At 44.0% G+C, this 18,471-nt stretch carries 17 protein-coding genes; 15 read left to right on the top strand and 2 right to left on the bottom strand.

Annotation, left to right across the window (positions count from 1 at the left end):
* Positions 1-4: 4 nt before the first annotated feature.
* The 6 genes from ZMTM_RS12805 to ZMTM_RS12780 all read left to right on the top strand — a co-directional run bounded on the left by ZMTM_RS12805 (position 5) and on the right by ZMTM_RS12780 (position 4,939).
* Positions 5-427 carry a hypothetical protein gene (locus ZMTM_RS12805; RefSeq protein WP_221764214.1) on the top strand — a complete coding sequence of 141 codons (423 nt, stop codon included), beginning with the start codon at positions 5-7 and terminating at the stop codon, positions 425-427.
* Between the two features lie 27 nt (positions 428-454).
* Positions 455-1,468 carry a TniB family NTP-binding protein gene (locus ZMTM_RS12800; RefSeq protein WP_221765728.1) on the top strand — a complete coding sequence of 338 codons (1,014 nt, stop codon included), beginning with the start codon at positions 455-457 and terminating at the stop codon, positions 1,466-1,468.
* Positions 1,469-1,477: 9 nt separating this feature from the next.
* Positions 1,478-3,358: a TniQ family protein gene (locus ZMTM_RS12795; RefSeq protein WP_221764213.1), complete on the top strand. Its 1,881-nt coding sequence runs from the start codon at positions 1,478-1,480 to the stop codon at positions 3,356-3,358.
* A 61-nt stretch (positions 3,359-3,419) separates the two neighbouring features.
* Entirely contained in the window at positions 3,420-3,641 is a 222-nt protein-coding gene (locus ZMTM_RS12790) for a hypothetical protein (RefSeq protein ID WP_221764212.1), read from the top strand.
* Positions 3,642-3,656: 15 nt separating this feature from the next.
* On the top strand, positions 3,657-3,941 hold the full coding sequence (locus ZMTM_RS12785) for a type II toxin-antitoxin system TacA family antitoxin (RefSeq protein ID WP_221764211.1): 285 nt from the start codon (positions 3,657-3,659) through the stop codon (positions 3,939-3,941).
* Positions 3,942-4,504: 563 nt separating this feature from the next.
* The gene (locus tag ZMTM_RS12780; protein ID WP_221764210.1) at positions 4,505-4,939 is read left to right on the top strand and encodes a hypothetical protein; all 435 of its coding nucleotides are present in this window, start codon (positions 4,505-4,507) and stop codon (positions 4,937-4,939) included.
* Between the two features lie 167 nt (positions 4,940-5,106).
* On the opposite strand, the gene ZMTM_RS12775 is transcribed toward ZMTM_RS12780, so the two are convergent.
* Together ZMTM_RS12775 and ZMTM_RS12770 are read right to left on the bottom strand one after the other, a co-directional pair.
* Positions 5,107-7,107 (bottom strand): hypothetical protein, encoded by a 2,001-nt coding sequence (locus ZMTM_RS12775; protein ID WP_221764209.1) that lies wholly within the window; start codon positions 7,105-7,107, stop codon positions 5,107-5,109.
* Positions 7,108-7,561: 454 nt separating this feature from the next.
* Positions 7,562-7,903, bottom strand: a complete 342-nt coding sequence (locus ZMTM_RS12770; protein WP_221764208.1) for a MarR family winged helix-turn-helix transcriptional regulator — start codon at positions 7,901-7,903, stop codon at positions 7,562-7,564.
* 395 nt (positions 7,904-8,298) lie between these two features.
* Between ZMTM_RS12770 and ZMTM_RS12765 the strand changes: the two genes are divergently transcribed.
* From ZMTM_RS12765 to ZMTM_RS12725, 9 genes are all read left to right on the top strand, one after another.
* Entirely contained in the window at positions 8,299-8,661 is a 363-nt protein-coding gene (locus ZMTM_RS12765; RefSeq protein WP_221764207.1) for a hypothetical protein, read from the top strand.
* A gap of 240 nt (positions 8,662-8,901) precedes the next feature.
* A complete protein-coding gene (locus ZMTM_RS12760; protein WP_221764206.1) occupies positions 8,902-11,163 on the top strand; it encodes a PAS domain-containing sensor histidine kinase in 2,262 nt (753 codons plus the stop codon).
* Between the two features lie 20 nt (positions 11,164-11,183).
* A complete protein-coding gene (locus tag ZMTM_RS12755) occupies positions 11,184-11,810 on the top strand; it encodes a response regulator (protein ID WP_221764205.1) in 627 nt (208 codons plus the stop codon).
* Between the two features lie 291 nt (positions 11,811-12,101).
* Complete coding sequence (locus ZMTM_RS12750) at positions 12,102-13,124, top strand: methyl-accepting chemotaxis protein (protein WP_221764204.1); 1,023 nt, start codon at positions 12,102-12,104, stop codon at positions 13,122-13,124.
* 23 nt (positions 13,125-13,147) lie between these two features.
* Entirely contained in the window at positions 13,148-13,516 is a 369-nt protein-coding gene (locus tag ZMTM_RS12745) for a response regulator (RefSeq protein WP_221764203.1), read from the top strand.
* A 64-nt stretch (positions 13,517-13,580) separates the two neighbouring features.
* Positions 13,581-13,895, top strand: a complete 315-nt coding sequence (locus ZMTM_RS12740) for an STAS domain-containing protein (protein WP_221764202.1) — start codon at positions 13,581-13,583, stop codon at positions 13,893-13,895.
* A 93-nt stretch (positions 13,896-13,988) separates the two neighbouring features.
* On the top strand, positions 13,989-16,202 hold the full coding sequence (locus tag ZMTM_RS12735) for a chemotaxis protein CheA (protein ID WP_221764201.1): 2,214 nt from the start codon (positions 13,989-13,991) through the stop codon (positions 16,200-16,202).
* A gap of 49 nt (positions 16,203-16,251) precedes the next feature.
* On the top strand, positions 16,252-17,874 hold the full coding sequence (locus ZMTM_RS12730) for a methyl-accepting chemotaxis protein (RefSeq protein ID WP_221764200.1): 1,623 nt from the start codon (positions 16,252-16,254) through the stop codon (positions 17,872-17,874).
* 16 nt (positions 17,875-17,890) lie between these two features.
* Positions 17,891-18,433, top strand: coding sequence for a chemotaxis protein CheW (locus ZMTM_RS12725; RefSeq protein ID WP_221764199.1), 543 nt, complete (start codon positions 17,891-17,893; stop codon positions 18,431-18,433).
* The last annotated feature ends 38 nt before the right edge of the window (positions 18,434-18,471 follow it).

The raw sequence follows: 18,471 nt of genomic DNA, 5'->3' as shown, positions 1-18,471 counted from the left end.
AATAATGAGTATTTATCTAGTGGGTATCTATGTCATGCATCCTGATAAATCAGGCTTTATCGAAGTGAATGCCCTGAACTATGACTATGCTAATGGCGTGTCACTTTGGTTACATGGGGTTTACCGAAACTTTGCTGCCAAGCGCATCGGACGTAACGATCCTTTGTCATGGGCAAGAGCGAAGGTAGAAATTGCCGAGATTATCGCGCGCGATGGGTTTGGAAAAAAACGCCGAACCAATGCAAAAATCGGTAGGTACAAGGAAGCTATCAATCATTCCTTAAAGGCGAAACAGACTAAGCCATTGCCCGCTCAAGCCACCCCTAAGCTTAATCATCATCCCGTCGCACCTGTGACTCTGGCAAATCAGATTCAACAAAACATGCCCAAAAAATTCGATGTGATCATCGAAACCCGTGGCAAATAACCCATATTGAAAAGGACCATAACGTGAATATCTCAGCACTCAATACTATCGAAAGTATCCTCATCCCTCATCCCTCATACCGCTTTTGAGCGGGCGAAGACACGAATCTTGGCGCATTACGCTGCATCGAAGGAATGCCGCGAGCCATTCTGCCTAGCAGTGGTAGGTGAATCAAGGACAGGGAAATCCCGCGTCCTTGAGCATGTCGGATCGACGCATCCCACGGTTCGTGCCAAAACCGGTGTCCATATACCCATACTCATAATAAGTGCCCCGTCCAAGCCCACAGTCAAAAGCTTGGCCGAGATTCTGCTCTGCGAACTAGGTGACCCTATGTGGAATAGTCGTGGCTCTGAAAACGAGAAGACTGAACGACTCATCATTCTGCTGAAACGAACAGGCACCACCATGGTGATTATTGAAGAATTCCAGCATTTCTATGACAAGACCTCCCACAAGATTCAGCACCATGTGGCTGATTGGCTAAAGATACTGGTAGATCGTGCCAGGTTGGGATTGGTCGTGTCAGGCTTGCCTGAATGCACAGCAGTAATCAGCCAGAATGAGCAGTTGAGCGGCCGCTTTTCTGGCGCCATCGAAATGCCTCGTTTTGACTGGACGGAAGTCAGCCATAACAATGATTTCAAATTAATTCTAGGTGCCTTTCGGGATGCGTTACCAACCTATGGTTTTCCTGATCTTAGTTCCGAGAATATGGTGTTTCGCTTCTACTGCGCAACAGGCGGTCTGATCGGCTATATGGTCAAGATATTCAAAGAAACCCTTCTGAAAGCAGAGGCAGAAGGTCGAATGTCAGTCTCTCTTGGTGATTTAGCCATTGGGTATCAAGATGCCATTTGGCAATGCAGGCAGCGAACCATATTCAATCCATTTTTAGTCGATTTTGATCCAACTCCGTCGCCTTACATCTTGGATTTGGCTCGGGAAGTGGGTACCAAAGAGACGCAGATGGAACCACAGGTTCAGTACGCGAATTACAAGCCTGCAGAGATCACTGCTGCAGAAGCGTTGGCTAAATAGGGGGGTAGTATGGATCAGATTTCACTCGACGCCATTTGTCCATTGGTCTCTACGCCAGAATCCTACCATGGTGAAAGCTATATGGGGTTCATGCTAAGGACTGCTGAAGATAATGGTTATGCCTCGGTCCACGCCATGATGCGGTATGCGGGCCTCACTGAAAATGAAATGCGGGCGGCCCGTCCACCTATCGCAAAACTCTCCAGCCTATTTGGCCGGGAAGTAAGCGAGTTTGAAAGTATGGATACTGATGCTGGAGTGAAATCTGGACGGCATATGACGCTGATGAAACATCACTTGCCATCCATCTACCTGAGAAGCAAACATGCCCGTATTTGTCCGGACTGTGTGGCCGAACACGGGCATGTCTCAGCATTCTGGGAATTGAAACATGCAGTCGCCTGTACCGCACATAAACGAATGGCACTTGAGCGTTGCCCTGATTGCAAGATGACAATTGACTGGTCTCGCCGTGGCCTGAAAACGTGTCGTTGCGGCCTAGATTTCAGCTATGTCGATTCAGAAATTGTGAGCAACCAAGCACTACTTACCTTGCTGGAATTACTGCAGGCAAAGCTGAGGCGTGAACCACTCAATCACGATGCCCTGCACTATTTGGGTTTTCCAGTGGATGCTTTAGAGAAACTATCTCTCAATACACTATTGGGGATCATCAATCGACTGGAAAATTTCCTACAAACGACCCGTACGCAAGATGACGACCTCGCGCTACCTGCAATGGAAAATACCGCAGAGATACTGGCTAATTGGCCACAAGGATTTTATCGGTATCTTGAACGCGTCCATGCACCCAATGCGCAGATTGAAGCCAGTGGTTTGCGCGGGCAATTCAAGTCGTTTTATGAGTCATTCTTCAAGAATGAATTACCACCTGAAGAGATGGCATTTCTGCATGAAGCGTTTGTAGCTTTTGGGAAGCAGCATTGGCAGCAGGCATCTATCCACCCTAATCTAGCTAAAGATTATGGATCTAATATTGTGGGTATTGAAGGGCTGGCCAAAGCCATAGGGAAGCAGCCAAGTACTACGCGAAAACTGGTCGATCAGGGATTGATCCCGGTTCATTCGCTGCACCCGAGGACTGGTCGCAAACTGTTCAACTTATCACAAATGCCATTCGAATTTGCCGAGGGGAAGGCTCTAAGCCTAGATACGGCAGCTGAGATACTGGATATTCCCGTCACAGTATTAAGGGCTTATCGAGCACGTGGGTTCTATCATGCGCAATACCTGGTATCACCTAGCACGCTTTTCCACGAAAGGGATGTTGCTGAACTGAAAAACGACTTAGTCCGCGATTGTGTAAGATTGGACTCGATTGATGAATTGCACCAAATCACCTTAAACAAAGTGATGTTAAAAAAACTGGGCGATCCCATAGTAAAAGCAAGTTTCATTGCTGCAATCAAGAACCGGGAAATAAAGCCATTAGGCATGCTCAGCGATACGGTTGGCAGTCTGGTATTGGAACTTAAAACAGTCAAAGATTACCTCGATCACTTTAGTACTGTACTTGCAGATTCAGTCTCTCTGGAAGACGCAAAAACTGAGCTGGTTGTTGATCATGAAGTAATAGCAGAATTATTGAAGCACGGTTTGATTGAATCAATGCATACAGAGGTTGGGCCTCGTATTACGCGGCAGTCCCTCACGGCGTTTTGCTCACAATATGTACCCTGCAGAAAAGTGGCCAAACTAAAGGCTATTCCACAACAGCAGGTACTTGATCTATGTGGCGAATTGGGTATCTTGCCATTCCACATCAGAGAACAAAACTTAAGACCTAAAGATAGCTTCTTGCCTCGAGAACGGCTCAGCCTGTTAGGCATTGATGACTTTGTGCTCATTGATCAAAGGGAAGTCGCTTGAACCATTTATCGTCAAAAGGCTTTATATTGAATCTACTGAAACATCGGATTATAGTAGCCAAATGAAGACCAAAATCATTAAAGAAACGACAGCAGAGTTTGTTGGAAGAGAGAGACCCATGGCAGGTTCCATTGACGATGGTATGCGTAAGGAGAAGTCTCATGCCATCCCTTACGAGCTTGACGATGGTCCGCTATCTAAAGCGGATATCACGTGGATCAAACAGGAAGCTAAGCCATTTCTTCCCAAAGGTAAACTTATCAAGTCATCATCCTTGATGTAGTATCGGAAATGACTGATGACTAACACATCTCGAATGACACGTATTGGGCTGAAGACAACAGCATCGGTCAAAGACCTAATAGAGACAGCAGCAGCCATAAAAGGTGTCACTGTGACAGATTTCATTCTTGAAGCCGTCATCGAAAAGTCGGGTCTTGTATTACAAGAGCATCATACGATTACCCTCTCAAGAGAAGGTCAACTTGCCCTCGTAAAGATACTTGGTGAAAACACTGAGCCTACGCAGTACATGAAGGATTTGATGGCTCTTCCAAGAATTCAACCGAGCCATAATAATTAACAACGATGAGACTTCTGAACTATACCATCTGAGAAATATTGAAAAAGATATTCGATTTTTTTGGTTTTATCTTAGGGTGAGTGTTGAGAGGATGTATTGCGAGAATCAGAAACTGACGGGCAGAAAAAAGACGGCCCCAGATACGCTCTTGCCCCTAGGCTTATCACCAACCGATGGAAGGAAACACCTAAGGCACGTATAAGGATTTACCCGTCTATATTGAATGTTAGTGTAGTTTCTTTCACTAAACAAGATGTCTGCTGATTGCAATCCCAAATAGTAAATTGTTCCAATTTTAAAATGCCACTCTAATCCCAAGTTTAAGTAGCAATATCAAATGACTTCAGGGACTGCTTTCGGCCAATAGCAGCCATTTACCCCATCAAAACTCTCACTATGCTAGTAGAGTTTGCATCCATTCCTGCTATTAATTATTATAATACTTAGAACATGCCTAACTATCGGATATAGAAAGAAAAACAAGTTAAAGCGTAGATGTCTGTATTGTTATACTGGCGCTTATATCTTGATATTAACGGTTTGCCTTCATAAGGGGGATTGTTATGCCTAAAAACACGAACACGTTTAATACAGGTGACTCTAGAATTCAGGAGATTGCCCCATGGAAAATGCGGACAACTTTAGGGGTTGTGATCGGTTTTGTTGTAGCTCTTTTCTTTTTCGGTTGGGTCATTGCTGCTGACAATCATGAATACGCTCTAACTGTAGCTATAATCCTTGCGGGCGGGGCACTTGGCTGGGTTATAGGAATATTCATATCACCCATGCCTGACGAAAAGGACCAGTTTCAGTCCTATGCCAAGGCTACAGCAGCTGGAATTTCAGGGTATGCCCTAGCAAAAATTGATCCGCTACTAACTTCACTGCTTAAACCAGAACCTGCTATGGCTCTTGAAAATTCGTTTCGCTTCCTTGCATTTATGGTGGCTTTCATCGTCGCAATGTTAGCAGCCTTCGGTTGGCGTCGATACACATAACAATCTGCAATAGCTCTAAGTATCCTTCAACAGGACACTGAAGTCGTATACCGCCACCTAATATGATGATTTTAGTTGTATTGATATTGTATGAAAATAAAACTTGATGCGTTGATTTATTATGTCGGAAAATTAATCTAGTGATTCAAATGTGCTTTAGACCCTGCTCAATCTATGCTCACGCTGTCAATTTTCCGCAACACCCCACCAATCAGTGGCAAAGTTTTAAGTAAACCAAGACGCCGGGAATATAAGGTATAGCACGCTTCACCTGTATTTGACTTAATGTCTGACTTCCAAACCTTATGCACGGCGTTGTCTGGTAAATCGCAGGCACCGTTCAAGGTTGTAGTAATAATATCGTTTGGGAGCCCTGTTTCATTTGCGATTCCCGAGATAGTTCTAAGATCGAAGCCTGGTGCAGCCAGCGTAACCAAAATTTGCCGTTGTTGTGCTGAGTAGTTACGCAGTCGATTTGAATCCGTAGGATTAAATTGTGAATCTAGACCGTCTTCAATTTGATCTCGGAGAATCAGGTGTGCAAGAATTAGCAATTTTACGGTGTTCACTACTTTACTCTTAAGGGAGATGAAGGGAATAAACTTCCACATAATGGAAGCAAAACCGCGCATTATTCCCGAACTAACCTCCTGTTTAAGTAGCAATGGAACTACACTATCAGCACGAGTCGCAATACGGTTAATTAGGGTTAAGTAAGCAGTCATTTTCATTCGCGGCCAGTTCGGCTCGACAATTTCGACTCCTGTATTGTTAAGCAACGGAATAATCGGTAAAAAGGTCATGCCACTGGCATTTGTATCGCCACCCCCCATCACAACATTGTTATCAGGAAGCGTGAAATGCTTTCTTAGAAATTGCTGGCAATTTCTTTGACCAAGTTGAAAATCATGCTCTCGAAAACTCTGGTCAAGAAAGCCACCAAACCCTCCCAGTAAACCACAAGCAATGTTATCCGAACTTACGGTATTCCCACCATCTCGACTCGGAGAGATTAGAAAACGGCTATAAACTTCTGGATGGGCTGCAGCTACTAGTTCAGCAGGTTTAAATCTAGCCTGTTGAATCAAGGTTGGAATGAGCGACTTAATAATTGAAATCAGGCCATCATCAAGACTATCCGTCGGAGGAAAATTATATCCCTCTGGAAAAGGAGCCACCATTATTACAGCACGATCAGCATCCTTCGCAGTCCGAGGGTTATCCTCTCCAAGTTCTTTGATTGAATAACGGGCTAGCTCAAAAGGATCGTTATTAATCACACCACCATCAACGTTCACATAGCTAAAAGCTTGGTTAGCTCCCCACCTATCTGGCCAAACTGGATTAATAAAAGTACCGGCACCTATTGGAGTAGGGATAGCCCATTGGCGTCCTTGATAATTTCCGGTAACTGTGGACTGGATTCGGGATGCTAGGCCAACTGGAAAAGCACCCGTGCCTAGTGCTGCATTACACATTTCTTGCCATCCTGGGCTTGGTCCCCCAGCTAAATTAAGATCACTAATTTTTAGCGGTGTACCTGGGTCAATAGCTGCCCAATTGCTGGCAGCGACTTTGTTATTTCCTATACCCGTTATGATGTAATGCTTGTTATCTCCGTGACTAAGCATTCGATAATGGTACATATCGTTGGGCCCAAAACTGATGTCGTACTCTATGCCGCGTAAATTGGTGAGGGTAACGTAAACATGCAAAGGTTCGGCCAAGAATGCATAGGGAGAGACTGATGGCGACGGTTCTGGAACGTGTAAAGCAAGGCTGCAGATATTGTCCAGAAGTTTTGAATTTAGTAAAGAACGTATTTTGCCGTCTTTGATGTCTTCATTCGACAATAAGTCAATTGCGCCAGCTTCTGCTGCAACCATACTAACCTGCTCAACCCAAGCTTTATAAAGACTTGGAAGTACGCAATTAATTGTACTTTCGCTAGCAGTTCTTTTTTCTGTGGGTTGTAATTCACGTCCAAGTGCCATTAATCCCAGTACAGCAGTCATACCTCCAGCTGAAGCCCCTGTAATAGCTGTAATGGGTGCATGATGGCTAGGTGTATTGGGTTCCTCACGAGCTTTTTCCCAAGCATCAAGAGCCGTTATTAGAAAATCGAAAACCCCAGCTGTATATGCGCCAGCAGAGATTGCCCCAGACATGGTCAAACCTATCCTGAATACCCGATCTTGGCCCATTTGATTTCCCCAGAGAGAAGCAAAATCAAAACTTATCAGTTACCAAATACCAAGTCAATTATTGGCAGTTTACAAGCGTCTCGATACAACCGATCAGTAAATTTTCGGTCGCCATTACTATGTAATCAATTGTTTTACTTAGAAATATATAAAATATAATAAGTGCAATACTGAAATTAAGTTCGAGATTCGTTCGGTTCTGGCAAAGTAGGTGTAAAGCAGAAGAAAATACCGTTATAAATCTTCTAGATACTTGAATATTACTTAGTGTGTTACCTGTACTCATAATCCGTTTGTCCGGGGTTCGATCCCAGTTACTACAACTCAAACTTGGCGCAACATCCTTATGCGAACTGACAAAGTTGAAAATATTTACAATGTCCGCTTGGGGTCGATAGCAGACACTCAATTAAAGAGTTTACCGACGCAAAGACGATGACTTGTCGTCCAGGGCAACGGCACAACGCTTGAGTAACTCGCAAAGAAGCCTGGCCTCTTCTATTGTCAGCATAGAGAGCAATTGGTTTTCCACTGCATCGGCAGCTTTCGCTCCTTCGGTAACGACTTTTTGACCAGCCATCGTCAACTCGGTCATGATTGCCCGGCCATGCTCTGGTCGCGGCCGTCGCACAATAAGGCCTCCACGTTCGAGATTGACGAGGATTCCCTGCATGGTCTGAGGCGTCACGAATGCTGCGCGCGCCAACTCAGCATTCGAGATTCGCGGATTTACGACATTTATTTGAATCGACAAAATCATCTACCGCTGAGCTTATATATCTTATTTTTGGGGTTCACCGTGGAGCCTGCTCATCAAACATGGGCGACCAACCTTGTAGAGCTTGTTTATGTTTAGGTATATCTCGTGGGGAACTTTGGTTTCATCTTTTCCCATGAACTGCATGGCAGAAATTAAAACTGGCTTGGATTTATAACTGAATATGAATTCGAGTATTTTGAAAAACTGTATAACTTACTAAATTGAGTGAACAGCTTCAGTAATCCGATGAGAAAAGCTGAAGATATGATGATACGTGCCGTAAATAGACTTGCACTCACAATTTTATACAGAGCGATATACCATGAAGTGTATCTCTCACATAATCCGCTGGTAAGCGCATCTTTGGGGTGACAAGAAATACTAGAATCATAGTCGTGAAAGAAGAATTACAAATGAGTGCTCTGAAAGTCAGCATGTTCCAACTGATGGAGTCCTCTCGGATCGGGCTGACCAAGTTGTCTGGAAAATCTGCTATCAATGGAAATAAGAAATCTATCAATACGTTGATTCTTGAAGCGATTGATCAATATTTGGAACTCTCCCTTGAGTTGCAGATACCACCACCTTTCCTAGGTCCTTGGAAGGCGTTCACCATTAGAATGCCGGACTCGAAGAAGCGTGCCATCCTAAATGTTTGTGGTCACCTGCAAATAAAGAACGGGTTGCCGATCAGTATGAGCGCTGCCCTAAATTCCGCCATTTATCTTTATCTGAAAAAACATTCCGTAAAAGTATAAGTTTCAGTTGTTGACATCTATATTCGTCAAAAGTAGTATGATTAGTATGATAAATATCAAGTCAATTAACCATTCTGCCTTATATCTCCAGCGAATCGGATCTACGGCACAAATGCGTTCGTCTGCGCCTTTGTTTCAGCCGAACTTTGTTCGCTATTAGCCGCCATCCTTAATTCATGACGGTTGACTGGAGCTGTCATGACTACACCTCAATGCCAGCGCCTGTCTCTCTGAATCAATATGGTTGATATACCTTCCATAGTTTTTGCATCTACTCTTATTGGGCTTGTGCTCATTATATTTTCATTTTTATTACGGTATTTCAATAATGGGGATGCTTATTCCCTGTTGATTTGGATAGCGGCAGATATTGTCTTAGCTCTTTCTCGCGCACTGAGTCTGACTCAATACGGTTGGTCGATTGAGCAATCGTTGCCTGGGAATTTCTCAAGCATGAATACCAATTTCTGCTTACCTTTATTACTTAGTTTGAGTCTTTTACTTAGCTTGATTGCCATTTTGAAGTTGCGGCAGATAGTACTGCCAAGATTAGTATTGGTGGGAGTTATTATTGTATTGCCGTTATTGATTGGTTTTGCGACTAAAACTGCATCTTCAGAGGCGACCAGTCATCTGATATTGCTTGTTGCAACATCACTCATTTGTATCATTTCAAGTATTGCCATTCATCCTTTGGCAAAACAATATCGTGGTGCAAAACTTCTATTTGTATTGATGCTTTGGCAATTTATTTATAGCCTTTCTGTGATGGCCTTAACGCTATCCAATAAAGCATTTCATCTTGATTCAATGAGCAGTAAATGGCTCATCATCTTTTCCATCATCAGTCATTTCGTTATTGAAATGAGTAAGACGTTGGCGTTTATCTTGCTGCTGAATGAACGTCAGTACGCTGCGCTGAAAACCCAAAATGAATACCTAGATAGGCGTGTTGCTGAAAATACCGCCGAACTAACAAATAAAAATCAATTACTAGAACTGGAAAATATACAGCGGGTATGTATTGAGGCAGATTTACGTGCGCAAGAAGATATATTTTTTAGCCTTAGTGAGAATATCCCTGACAACATCTTAAGGCATGATCTTAGTAGTCGTGTTATCTACGCTAACCAGCAGATGGGTAAGACTTTGGGTATGCCCAGTAGTGAGATTTCTGGACAATTACTCTCAGAGCTTTTACCAGTCACGCAATATCCTACATTCGAGATTTATTACAAGTCGCTAGCACAAGTGATTAGCCATAAATTGCCATGTGAGATCGAAGTACTAGTGCCTAAGCAAGACAGTCACGCTCAAATACATAGCGTCAAGATTATTCCCGAGTTTGATATTCAGGGTAATTTAAAGTCTGTATTAACTCTTGGCCGTGACATTACGCAACTCAAAAAAAATGAACAAATAATTCGTGAGCGTGAACGCGAATTTCGTACACTGGCGGATAATTTCCCCTATATATTAGTGCGTTACGATACTTCATTTCGCCGAATTTACGTTAATCGACTCTATGCTGAAGTCTTAGATTTGGAGATTGATCAGATACTCAATAAAAGTATTGATGAAGTATGGTCGATGAATAAACGTATTTCTGCGGCAGATTTTAAGCGCTATCTAGAACGTGTGATTCAGTTTAAACAACCTGAAAATTTCTTCATTAAATGGCAGGTCGGCGATGGAGAACTGCTGTTCCAAGAGATGTATCTGGTACCTGAGTTTGATGATGTTGGTAATGTAGTTAGCATATTGGGGATTGGTCATGAAACTAATATGTTCAAAAAAGTGATTATGGAGCTTGGTGAACTCAATACACAGTTACAAGAACTTACTGCTAGACGCGAAGCTGGACGAGAAGAAGAGCGTAAGCATATAGCACAAGAAATCCATGATGACTTAGGACAACTCATCAACGTATTGCGGCTGCATGCATCAATGATTGAATATGAGTATGGTGGTAGCAATCTAGATTTGTGTGCGAAAGCTAAGAAGATGGTTGAGGTGGCAGACCAAGCGATAGAGTCTGTCAGAAATCTGATCACCCAGCTCAGGCCCGTTGTGTTTGATCATGGAATTATTTATGCGCTGGAATGTTTAGCAGCGGATTTTTATAGCAACACAGAAATTGCCTGTAATCTTGAGATGTCGCAAGTTGAGACCTTACAACAGCAAGTCCCCGAGATAGAATCATTGCGCGCGTTGGTCATATTCCGTATGGTACAAGAAGCATTAACCAATGTGATGCGTCATTCTCAAGCCAGTAAAGTGTTGATCAATTTATTTTTTGAACCACAACATCTTTTATTAAAAATTAGAGATAATGGCCTGGGATTCAATACAGAAGCGGCTCTAAGAGAGAATGCTTTTGGTCTTATAGGTATGCGTGAGCGCATGCAAGTGCTACAGGGCGAACTAGAAATTATAAGTGGGCCAGGTAAAGGTACCGAAATTCGCATGCGTATTCCGATCAACGCAACGAAGAGATTATAAAATTTAGTGAATATATTTACATGATAAGACTGTTGATTGTAGATGACCACGAACTCATGCGAGAAGGTCTAAAGCAGCTTTTTGAAAAGAGCGACGACATTATAGTTGCTGCAGAGGCGGCTACAGGTGAAGCTTTGCTAGCTTATTTGCAGCAAGACCACTTTGATTTGATCATGCTTGATGTGTCTCTCCCAGGTGTAAATAGTTTTGAGCTGGCTCAAATCATTGCTGCTAATTCGCAATATCCCCCAATTTTGGTACTAAGTATGCATGATGATATACAGTCAGCTCGCCGTATGTTCAAGGCCGGAGCTAAAGGCTACATCACAAAAAATAGCAATCCTGCAGAATTGATTAGGGCGGTCCATAAAGTTGCACTCGGCGGAAAATACATAGGGTCGGAAGTGAGCGAGCAGATGTTTTTTTCGCAGAAAATGATGACCTCTGAAAACCCGCAGATTGTACTTACTACACGCGAACTCTCTGTACTCAAATTGCTGGTACAAGGTAAAAAAGTGACTGAAATTGCCCATCAATTTGATCTCAGCGTTAAAACTATTAGTGCCCATAAAATCAATATCAAGCAAAAACTCAGCATAGACAATGATGCTGATCTCATTCGTTACGGTATCAATAATCTGACGTAGCAGAGTTCAGTTTTACCCAGTTCATCCCTATCTAATGTGGTTGTCGTTAAGGCATACCGCTACCTGTAGTCAATCCTGCCATTTAGCCTGTAGTGGCGCTGCCTTTCATCATTGTCATCAATCTCTGACATATCAAGACTTTTCTTATTTATTACTAAGATTTTTCTTAGTAAATATGATTGAAATAGCAAGACTCCGCTGATTGTCGGGATAGTTTTTATACGCATAAGATGACCTCGACAGTCAAATTAGCTTTAAAGCTAATACTGATATCAGATGAGGGGAGCGGCTGTGGAAACGGAAGATAATTATCTAGCGCCAGTGCCCGATGGAGTACAAGGGCTAGATTACCTCTGTGAACGTGTGTTACCCATCTGGGCGGGGCAGATTGAAGCTGCACGGACAGTAACTGATGAAGCGATTATCGCACTAAGTCAGCGTTTCTACGGGTTATCGCAACGCATAAAATCTACAGTGCAAACTTCTGGTGGCAACGAAGGTTTGGTTTTACTGTTGCATCAAAGCCAATCTGATCTGACTTCAATTATCACCCTGCTCAAATCGTCGTTAGATGAAAAAAAAGCATTAGTGCAAGCCGTGCTTGATTTATCCATATTCATCAAAGAATTAAAGAGCATGGCAGAAAATGTGAGCTCGATTGCTCGCCAAACCAACATGGTGGCGATCAATGCGGCGATTGAGGCGGCACATGCTGGTGATGCAGGTCGCGGCTTTGCCGTAGTTGCCAATGAGGTACGCCAACTGTCCAACCATTCTGCAATCACAGGCAAGCAGATCGCAGAAAAAATCCGTGTGGTTAACGCTGCTATCAGCGAAACCATGACGCTCTCTCAAGAGTTTGAGCTAAAAGATTTGGAAATGGTGACTCATGCCGAACAGGTGGTTGCAAAGGTGATCAGTAAATTTGGTGATGCGGCCAATGCGGTGGTAGAGGCCAGCGATGCTATGCGCGCAGAAGGTCAGCATGTTGGCGGTGAAATCTCACAGGTGCTGGTTTCGCTACAGTTTCAAGACCGCGTTACGCAAATGCTCTCGCACGTGCAGCAAGATTTAACACGCTTGGAGCAGACGTTGGTAAGCGGCGCTACAGAAGTGGACGCTAATCAATGGCTGGCACAACTCTCTGCCAGCTACACCATGCAGCAACAGCATGAAGTGCATCAGCGATATAGCAGGCCAGCAACACAAACCCCATACCGCACGCAAACGATTAATGCCCAGTCTTTTTCAGCGCCAGCGCAGGTGACCAGTAGTAATGCAGCAGATAGTTCGGACGATATTACATTTTTCTAACCATTGGACTCAGGGATTTCGATATGGCTAAAACAATCATGGTAGTAGATGACTCAATTTCACTACGGCAAGTCGTCGGCATAGCACTTGAAGGTGCAGGGTATGAGGTCATTGAGGCTGAGGACGGTCAGGATGCATTAAGGAAGCTTACGGGCCAGAAAATCCATTTGATTATCAGTGATGTGAATATGCCCAATATGAATGGTATTGAGTTTGTGAAGGCCGCTAAACAGCTGCCAGCGTATAAATTCACTCCCGTCATCATGCTTACTACTGAAAGTGGTGAAGACAAAAAAGTACAAGGTCAGGCAGCGGGAGCAAAGGCCTGGGTGGTGAAGCCATTTCAGCCAGCACAACTGCTAAATGCAGTCTCAAAACTGATTCTCCCGTAAGTGCTAAATGCCCGTAACACAAGGCCAAAGTCTTAACGTATAAGCAAATAAACGAGGCAAAAAAATGGCTATCAATATAGTGATGAAAAAAGACCTCTGCCAGCTAGCAGTGGATGGCGAGATGACGATATTTGTTGCTCAAGAGCTAAAAGCGGCATTGGAAGAACCCTTGGCTAAAGCGCGAGAGATTGAGTTTGATTTATCGCAAATCACTGAAATTGATAGTGCGGGTCTGCAAATCATGCTGATGGCCAAGATTGAAAGCATTACTCGCGGAACACAACTGCGTTTTACGGGACACAGCGCATCAGTACAAGACATGCTGGATTTAACGGATCTTGGCAGTTTTTTTGGAGATCCAGTAGTGATCCAGGCTTAGATCGTTTTATGTATGGAGCATCAATAAAGGTTACAGGTAATTAAGTGAATTAGATAACAAGCCAATCTAGCCGCGGGCTGAAAGGAATATGCAATGAATCTGGACGATGCCTTACAGACCTTTATTATTGAAGGCCGCGAGCTTTTGGAGCATATGGAAGATGCGCTACTGCATCTTGAACATGCGCCAGATGATATGGATAGCATAAATGCCATATTCCGTGCTGCTCATACGATTAAAGGCTCGGCGGGCTTGTTTGGGCTTAACTTCGTTGTCTCATTTACCCATGTAGCTGAGAGCGTGCTCGATAAAGTGCGCAGTAACGAATTAACCATAGATGAACCACTCGTTGCATTGCTGCTAGAAGTCTGCGATCACCTTGGCCGCTTGCTTGGTCATGTGGCTGATGGGTCACTACCTGATGAGGATACAGAGACTGTTAGCCAGATTCTAATTGGACGATTGAATGCCTATCTGGTTATCCAATCGTCGGAGTCTTCAACAAGCACCGCGGCAGTGCCAACTACCAGCAAAAGAAGTGTGACTACATTTGCCGAGGCTGAGTCATCAGTTGAAAGTGAAGGCGGTGGTGCAGTTGAAACTGATAACTGGCATTTGTCTTTACGCTTTGGCCCCGATGTATTCCGCAATGGTATGGATCCGTTATCGTTTATTCGCTATTTGCGTACCTTGGGCACGATTGTTCGTATTGTGACCATCACCGATGCAATACCAAAAGCTAGCGAGATGGACGCTGAGTCTTGCTATCTGGGTTTCGAAATCAACTTCAAGAGCGATACTGATAAAGCTACGATTGAAAGTGTATTTGATTTTGTGCGTGAAGATAGCCTGATTCATATATTGCCGCCGCGTAGCAAAATCAGTGAATACATCCAGTTTATTCATGATCTTCCAGAAGCTGAGATGCGCTTGGGCGAAATTCTCTTACAGTGCGGCACACTCACTGAAACTGAGTTGCAGCGTGTTTTACAAAATCAGGCTACCGAAGGCAAAGCTGAACAAAAGCCAATTGGTGAGGTTTTGGTGGATGAAAGAATTGTTCAGCCAAGTGTAGTGGCTGCTGCGCTAGAAAAACAAAAACAAGTCAAAGAAACTAAAACCGCTGAAGCTAATTTAATCCGTGTAGATGCAGTCAAGCTGGATCAACTCATCAACCTTGTCGGTGAACTCATCATTGCAGGTGCTGGTGCCAATATGATCGCGCAGCGTGCAGCGATGGTGGATATGTTAGAAGCTACATCAACGATTTCCCGCTTGGTGGAAGAAGTACGTGATTCAGCACTAGCCCTGCGTATGGTACAGATAGGCGCTACATTTAACCGTTTTCAGCGTGTAGTGCGTGATGTCAGCAAAGAGTTGGGCAAAGACATCCACCTTGAAATCAGCGGTGAAGATACCGAGCTTGATAAAACTGTGGTTGAAAGAATCGGCGACCCGCTTACGCATTTGGTGCGCAACTCTATGGATCATGGTATTGAACCAGCTGATGTGCGTCTAGCAAGGGGCAAACCAGCGCAAGGCACGCTCAAACTCAATGCCTATCATGATGCTGGCAGCATCATGATAGAAGTCAGCGATGATGGCGGTGGCTTGAATCGCGACAAAATCTTGGCAAAAGCCATAGAACGCGGCTTGGTCAAACCAGAACAACAACTCTCTGATAACGAAATTTACAACCTCATATTTGAAGCTGGATTTTCAACTGCCGATGCCGTCAGTAACCTTTCCGGCCGAGGTGTCGGCATGGATGTTGTGCGCCGCAATATCCAGGCCTTGCGCGGAACCGTAGATATTCAATCTGAACTGGGCAAAGGTGCAACCATGAGCATTCGCCTGCCATTGACGCTTGCCATTATTGACGGGTTCTTAGTTGGTGTTGGGCAATCCACTTACATTATTCCACTTGACATGGTCATTGAATGTATCGAATTGGGCGAGTGGAGTCAGGGAAATGTCGAGGGGAATTACCTTAATCTCAGAGGTGAGGTGTTGCCATTTATTCGTTTAAGAAAACACTTTGAGGTTGAGGGGGAGTCCGTTAAACGTGAGAACGTTGTAGTAGTTCGTTATGGCGATACCAAAGTAGGGCTGGTGGTCGATAGATTGCTAGGAGAATTCCAAACAGTGATTAAACCCTTGGGTAAAGTGTTTAGTCAGATTCGCGGTATTGGCGGCTTTACTATATTAGGAACAGGGGATGTAGCTTTAATTCTAGACGTCTCAGGGTTACTACGTCAAGTTGCTCAGCAGGATGCTACAGAAGTTGCTGGCGCATTATCCACATAAATTAATCAAGAGTTTCATTAGAAATAAATTCTAAATATGGAGCAATAAAATGAAATTAACTGTCGCAAAAAAAATGATTTTATTAGTCCTAGCCGCCATTATCGGTTTGATCGCTTTGGCTGTAATGGGGCGTATCCAGATGGATAGCGTATATGAGGCGGCTAATTACGGTACGGTTAACTCGGTACCAAGCTTAATTGACTTGGATCAGATGAGAAAACACACGCTTCGTTTACGTCTTATGCTAAATAAACATGTTTTGAATACTAATCCCAAGAAACTAGATGAAATCGAAGCAAAAATTGAAGAGCATAAAAAAGGTGCGTATGACGCTATTGAAAAATATCTGACAAACGATGTGACCGATGACAAAGATAAGGCCATGGTTACCCTTGCTAAAAGCAAGTTGGATGAGTATGTCGCAGGATATCCACCAGTGTTAGTGTTATCGCGTGCAAATAAGTCGGATCAGGCGAGAGATGCGCTAGACAAAATCGGGCCCATTGCTGATGAGATTGGTTCTGCAATTAATGATGATTTTGATTACAACGTAGAGTTGGCAAAAAAAGGTGCAGACAAGGCTATAGCTGCTAAATCTCAAGCAAGCACTATTGCTACAATTGTTGCTGCTATTGTAATTGCCATAGCGGCTGCCTTAGGTTGGTTTATTACTGCAGGCTTGCTTAAACAGTTGGGTGGTGAGCCCAGCTATGCTGCAGAAATTGTATCCAAAGTGGCTGCAGGTGATTTGACCGTTGATGTGACATTAAAACCTGGCGATACGACAAGCATGCTAGCTGCTATGAGCAATATGGTAGAGAAACTTTCCAGTATTATCGGAGAAGTACGTTCTTCTGCCGATGCACTCAGTAGTGCTTCTGAAGAGGTCTCAGCTACTGCACAGAGCATTAGTCAGGCCACCAACGAACAAGCTGCATCAGTTGAGGAAACAAGTGCTTCAGTCGAGGAGATGAGTGCCTCAATTAATCAGAATACAGAAAATTCCAAAGTTACCGATGGCATTGCATCTACGGCTTCAAAACAGGCAGAACAAGGGGGTAAAGCCGTGAATGAAACCGTAGTGGCCATGAAAAGTATTGCTGGCAAGATTGGCATTATTGATGACATTGCCTACCAGACTAACCTGTTGGCCCTCAATGCCGCAATTGAAGCCGCAAGAGCTGGTGAGCATGGTAAAGGCTTTGCTGTGGTCGCAGCCGAAGTTCGCAAACTAGCCGAGCGTAGCCAGGTCGCTGCGCAAGAAATTGGTGAGCTTGCCTCGGGTAGCGTTGTAACTGCAGAAAGTGCTGGCAAGCTGCTGGATGAAATGGTGCCGAGCATCCAGAAGACCTCAGACCTCGTTCAGGAAATCACCGCTGCCAGTGAAGAGCAAAGCTCAGGGGCTGGCCAGATTAACGCAGCCATGAGTCAACTCAGCCAGATCACGCAGCAAAATGCCAGTGCATCAGAAGAGCTTGCCGCCACAGCTGAAGAAATGAGTGGTCAGGCCGAGCAGTTACAAAGTTTGGTGAGTCTATTCAAACTTGCGGACGCGGGTAGTACCAATTACATTGCGGCAAAACCTGCGGCTAAAGCTAAAACTAGTCGTGCCAAGGTAAGCGATATACCAACAAGCATGAGTCTTGATGAATCTCAATTCGTTAAATTCTGATATTAGGTGAGCCAATATGAACGCAGCCATTAAAACATCAGGTGCCTCACCCGCTACTAGTTTGCAGCTCGCAGCGCTGGGTATTGCAGACTCTCAGCAATACCTTACATTTATGCTGGGGACAGAAGTCTTCGCCATCAATATTCTTAATATCAAAGAGATTATTGAATATGGCCAATTAACTGAAGTGCCGCGTATGCCAGAGTTTATACGTGGGGTGATTAATCTGCGTGGAGCAGTCGTGCCCGTGATTGATCTAGGCGCACGTTTCGGTAAACAACCTACCAGTTTGTCACGTCGTACTTGTGTGGTCATTATTGAAGTTGAGTACGAAGGTGAACAGCAAGTGGTTGGGGTAATGGTAGATGCCGTCAACGAGGTGATGGATATATTGCCTGACCAGATTGAGCCAGCCCCTAATTTTGGTGCGAATATCCGGGCTGATTTTATTGCTGGGATGGGTAAAGTCGAAGGCAAGTTTGTCATTATTCTGAATGTAAGTTATGTGCTATCACTTGAAGAGATAGCAACACTGGCTGCTGTTGGTGATGCAGCCTAAGTTTGCTAATTAATCATCGTGAATAAGTGTTTACTCAA

This window comes from Methyloradius palustris (assembly GCF_019703875.1).
Lineage (GTDB): Bacteria > Pseudomonadota > Gammaproteobacteria > Burkholderiales > Methylophilaceae > Methyloradius > Methyloradius palustris.
The sequence above is the reverse complement of the archived record's forward strand: the minus strand, read 5'-3'. Positions and strand labels throughout refer to the sequence as shown.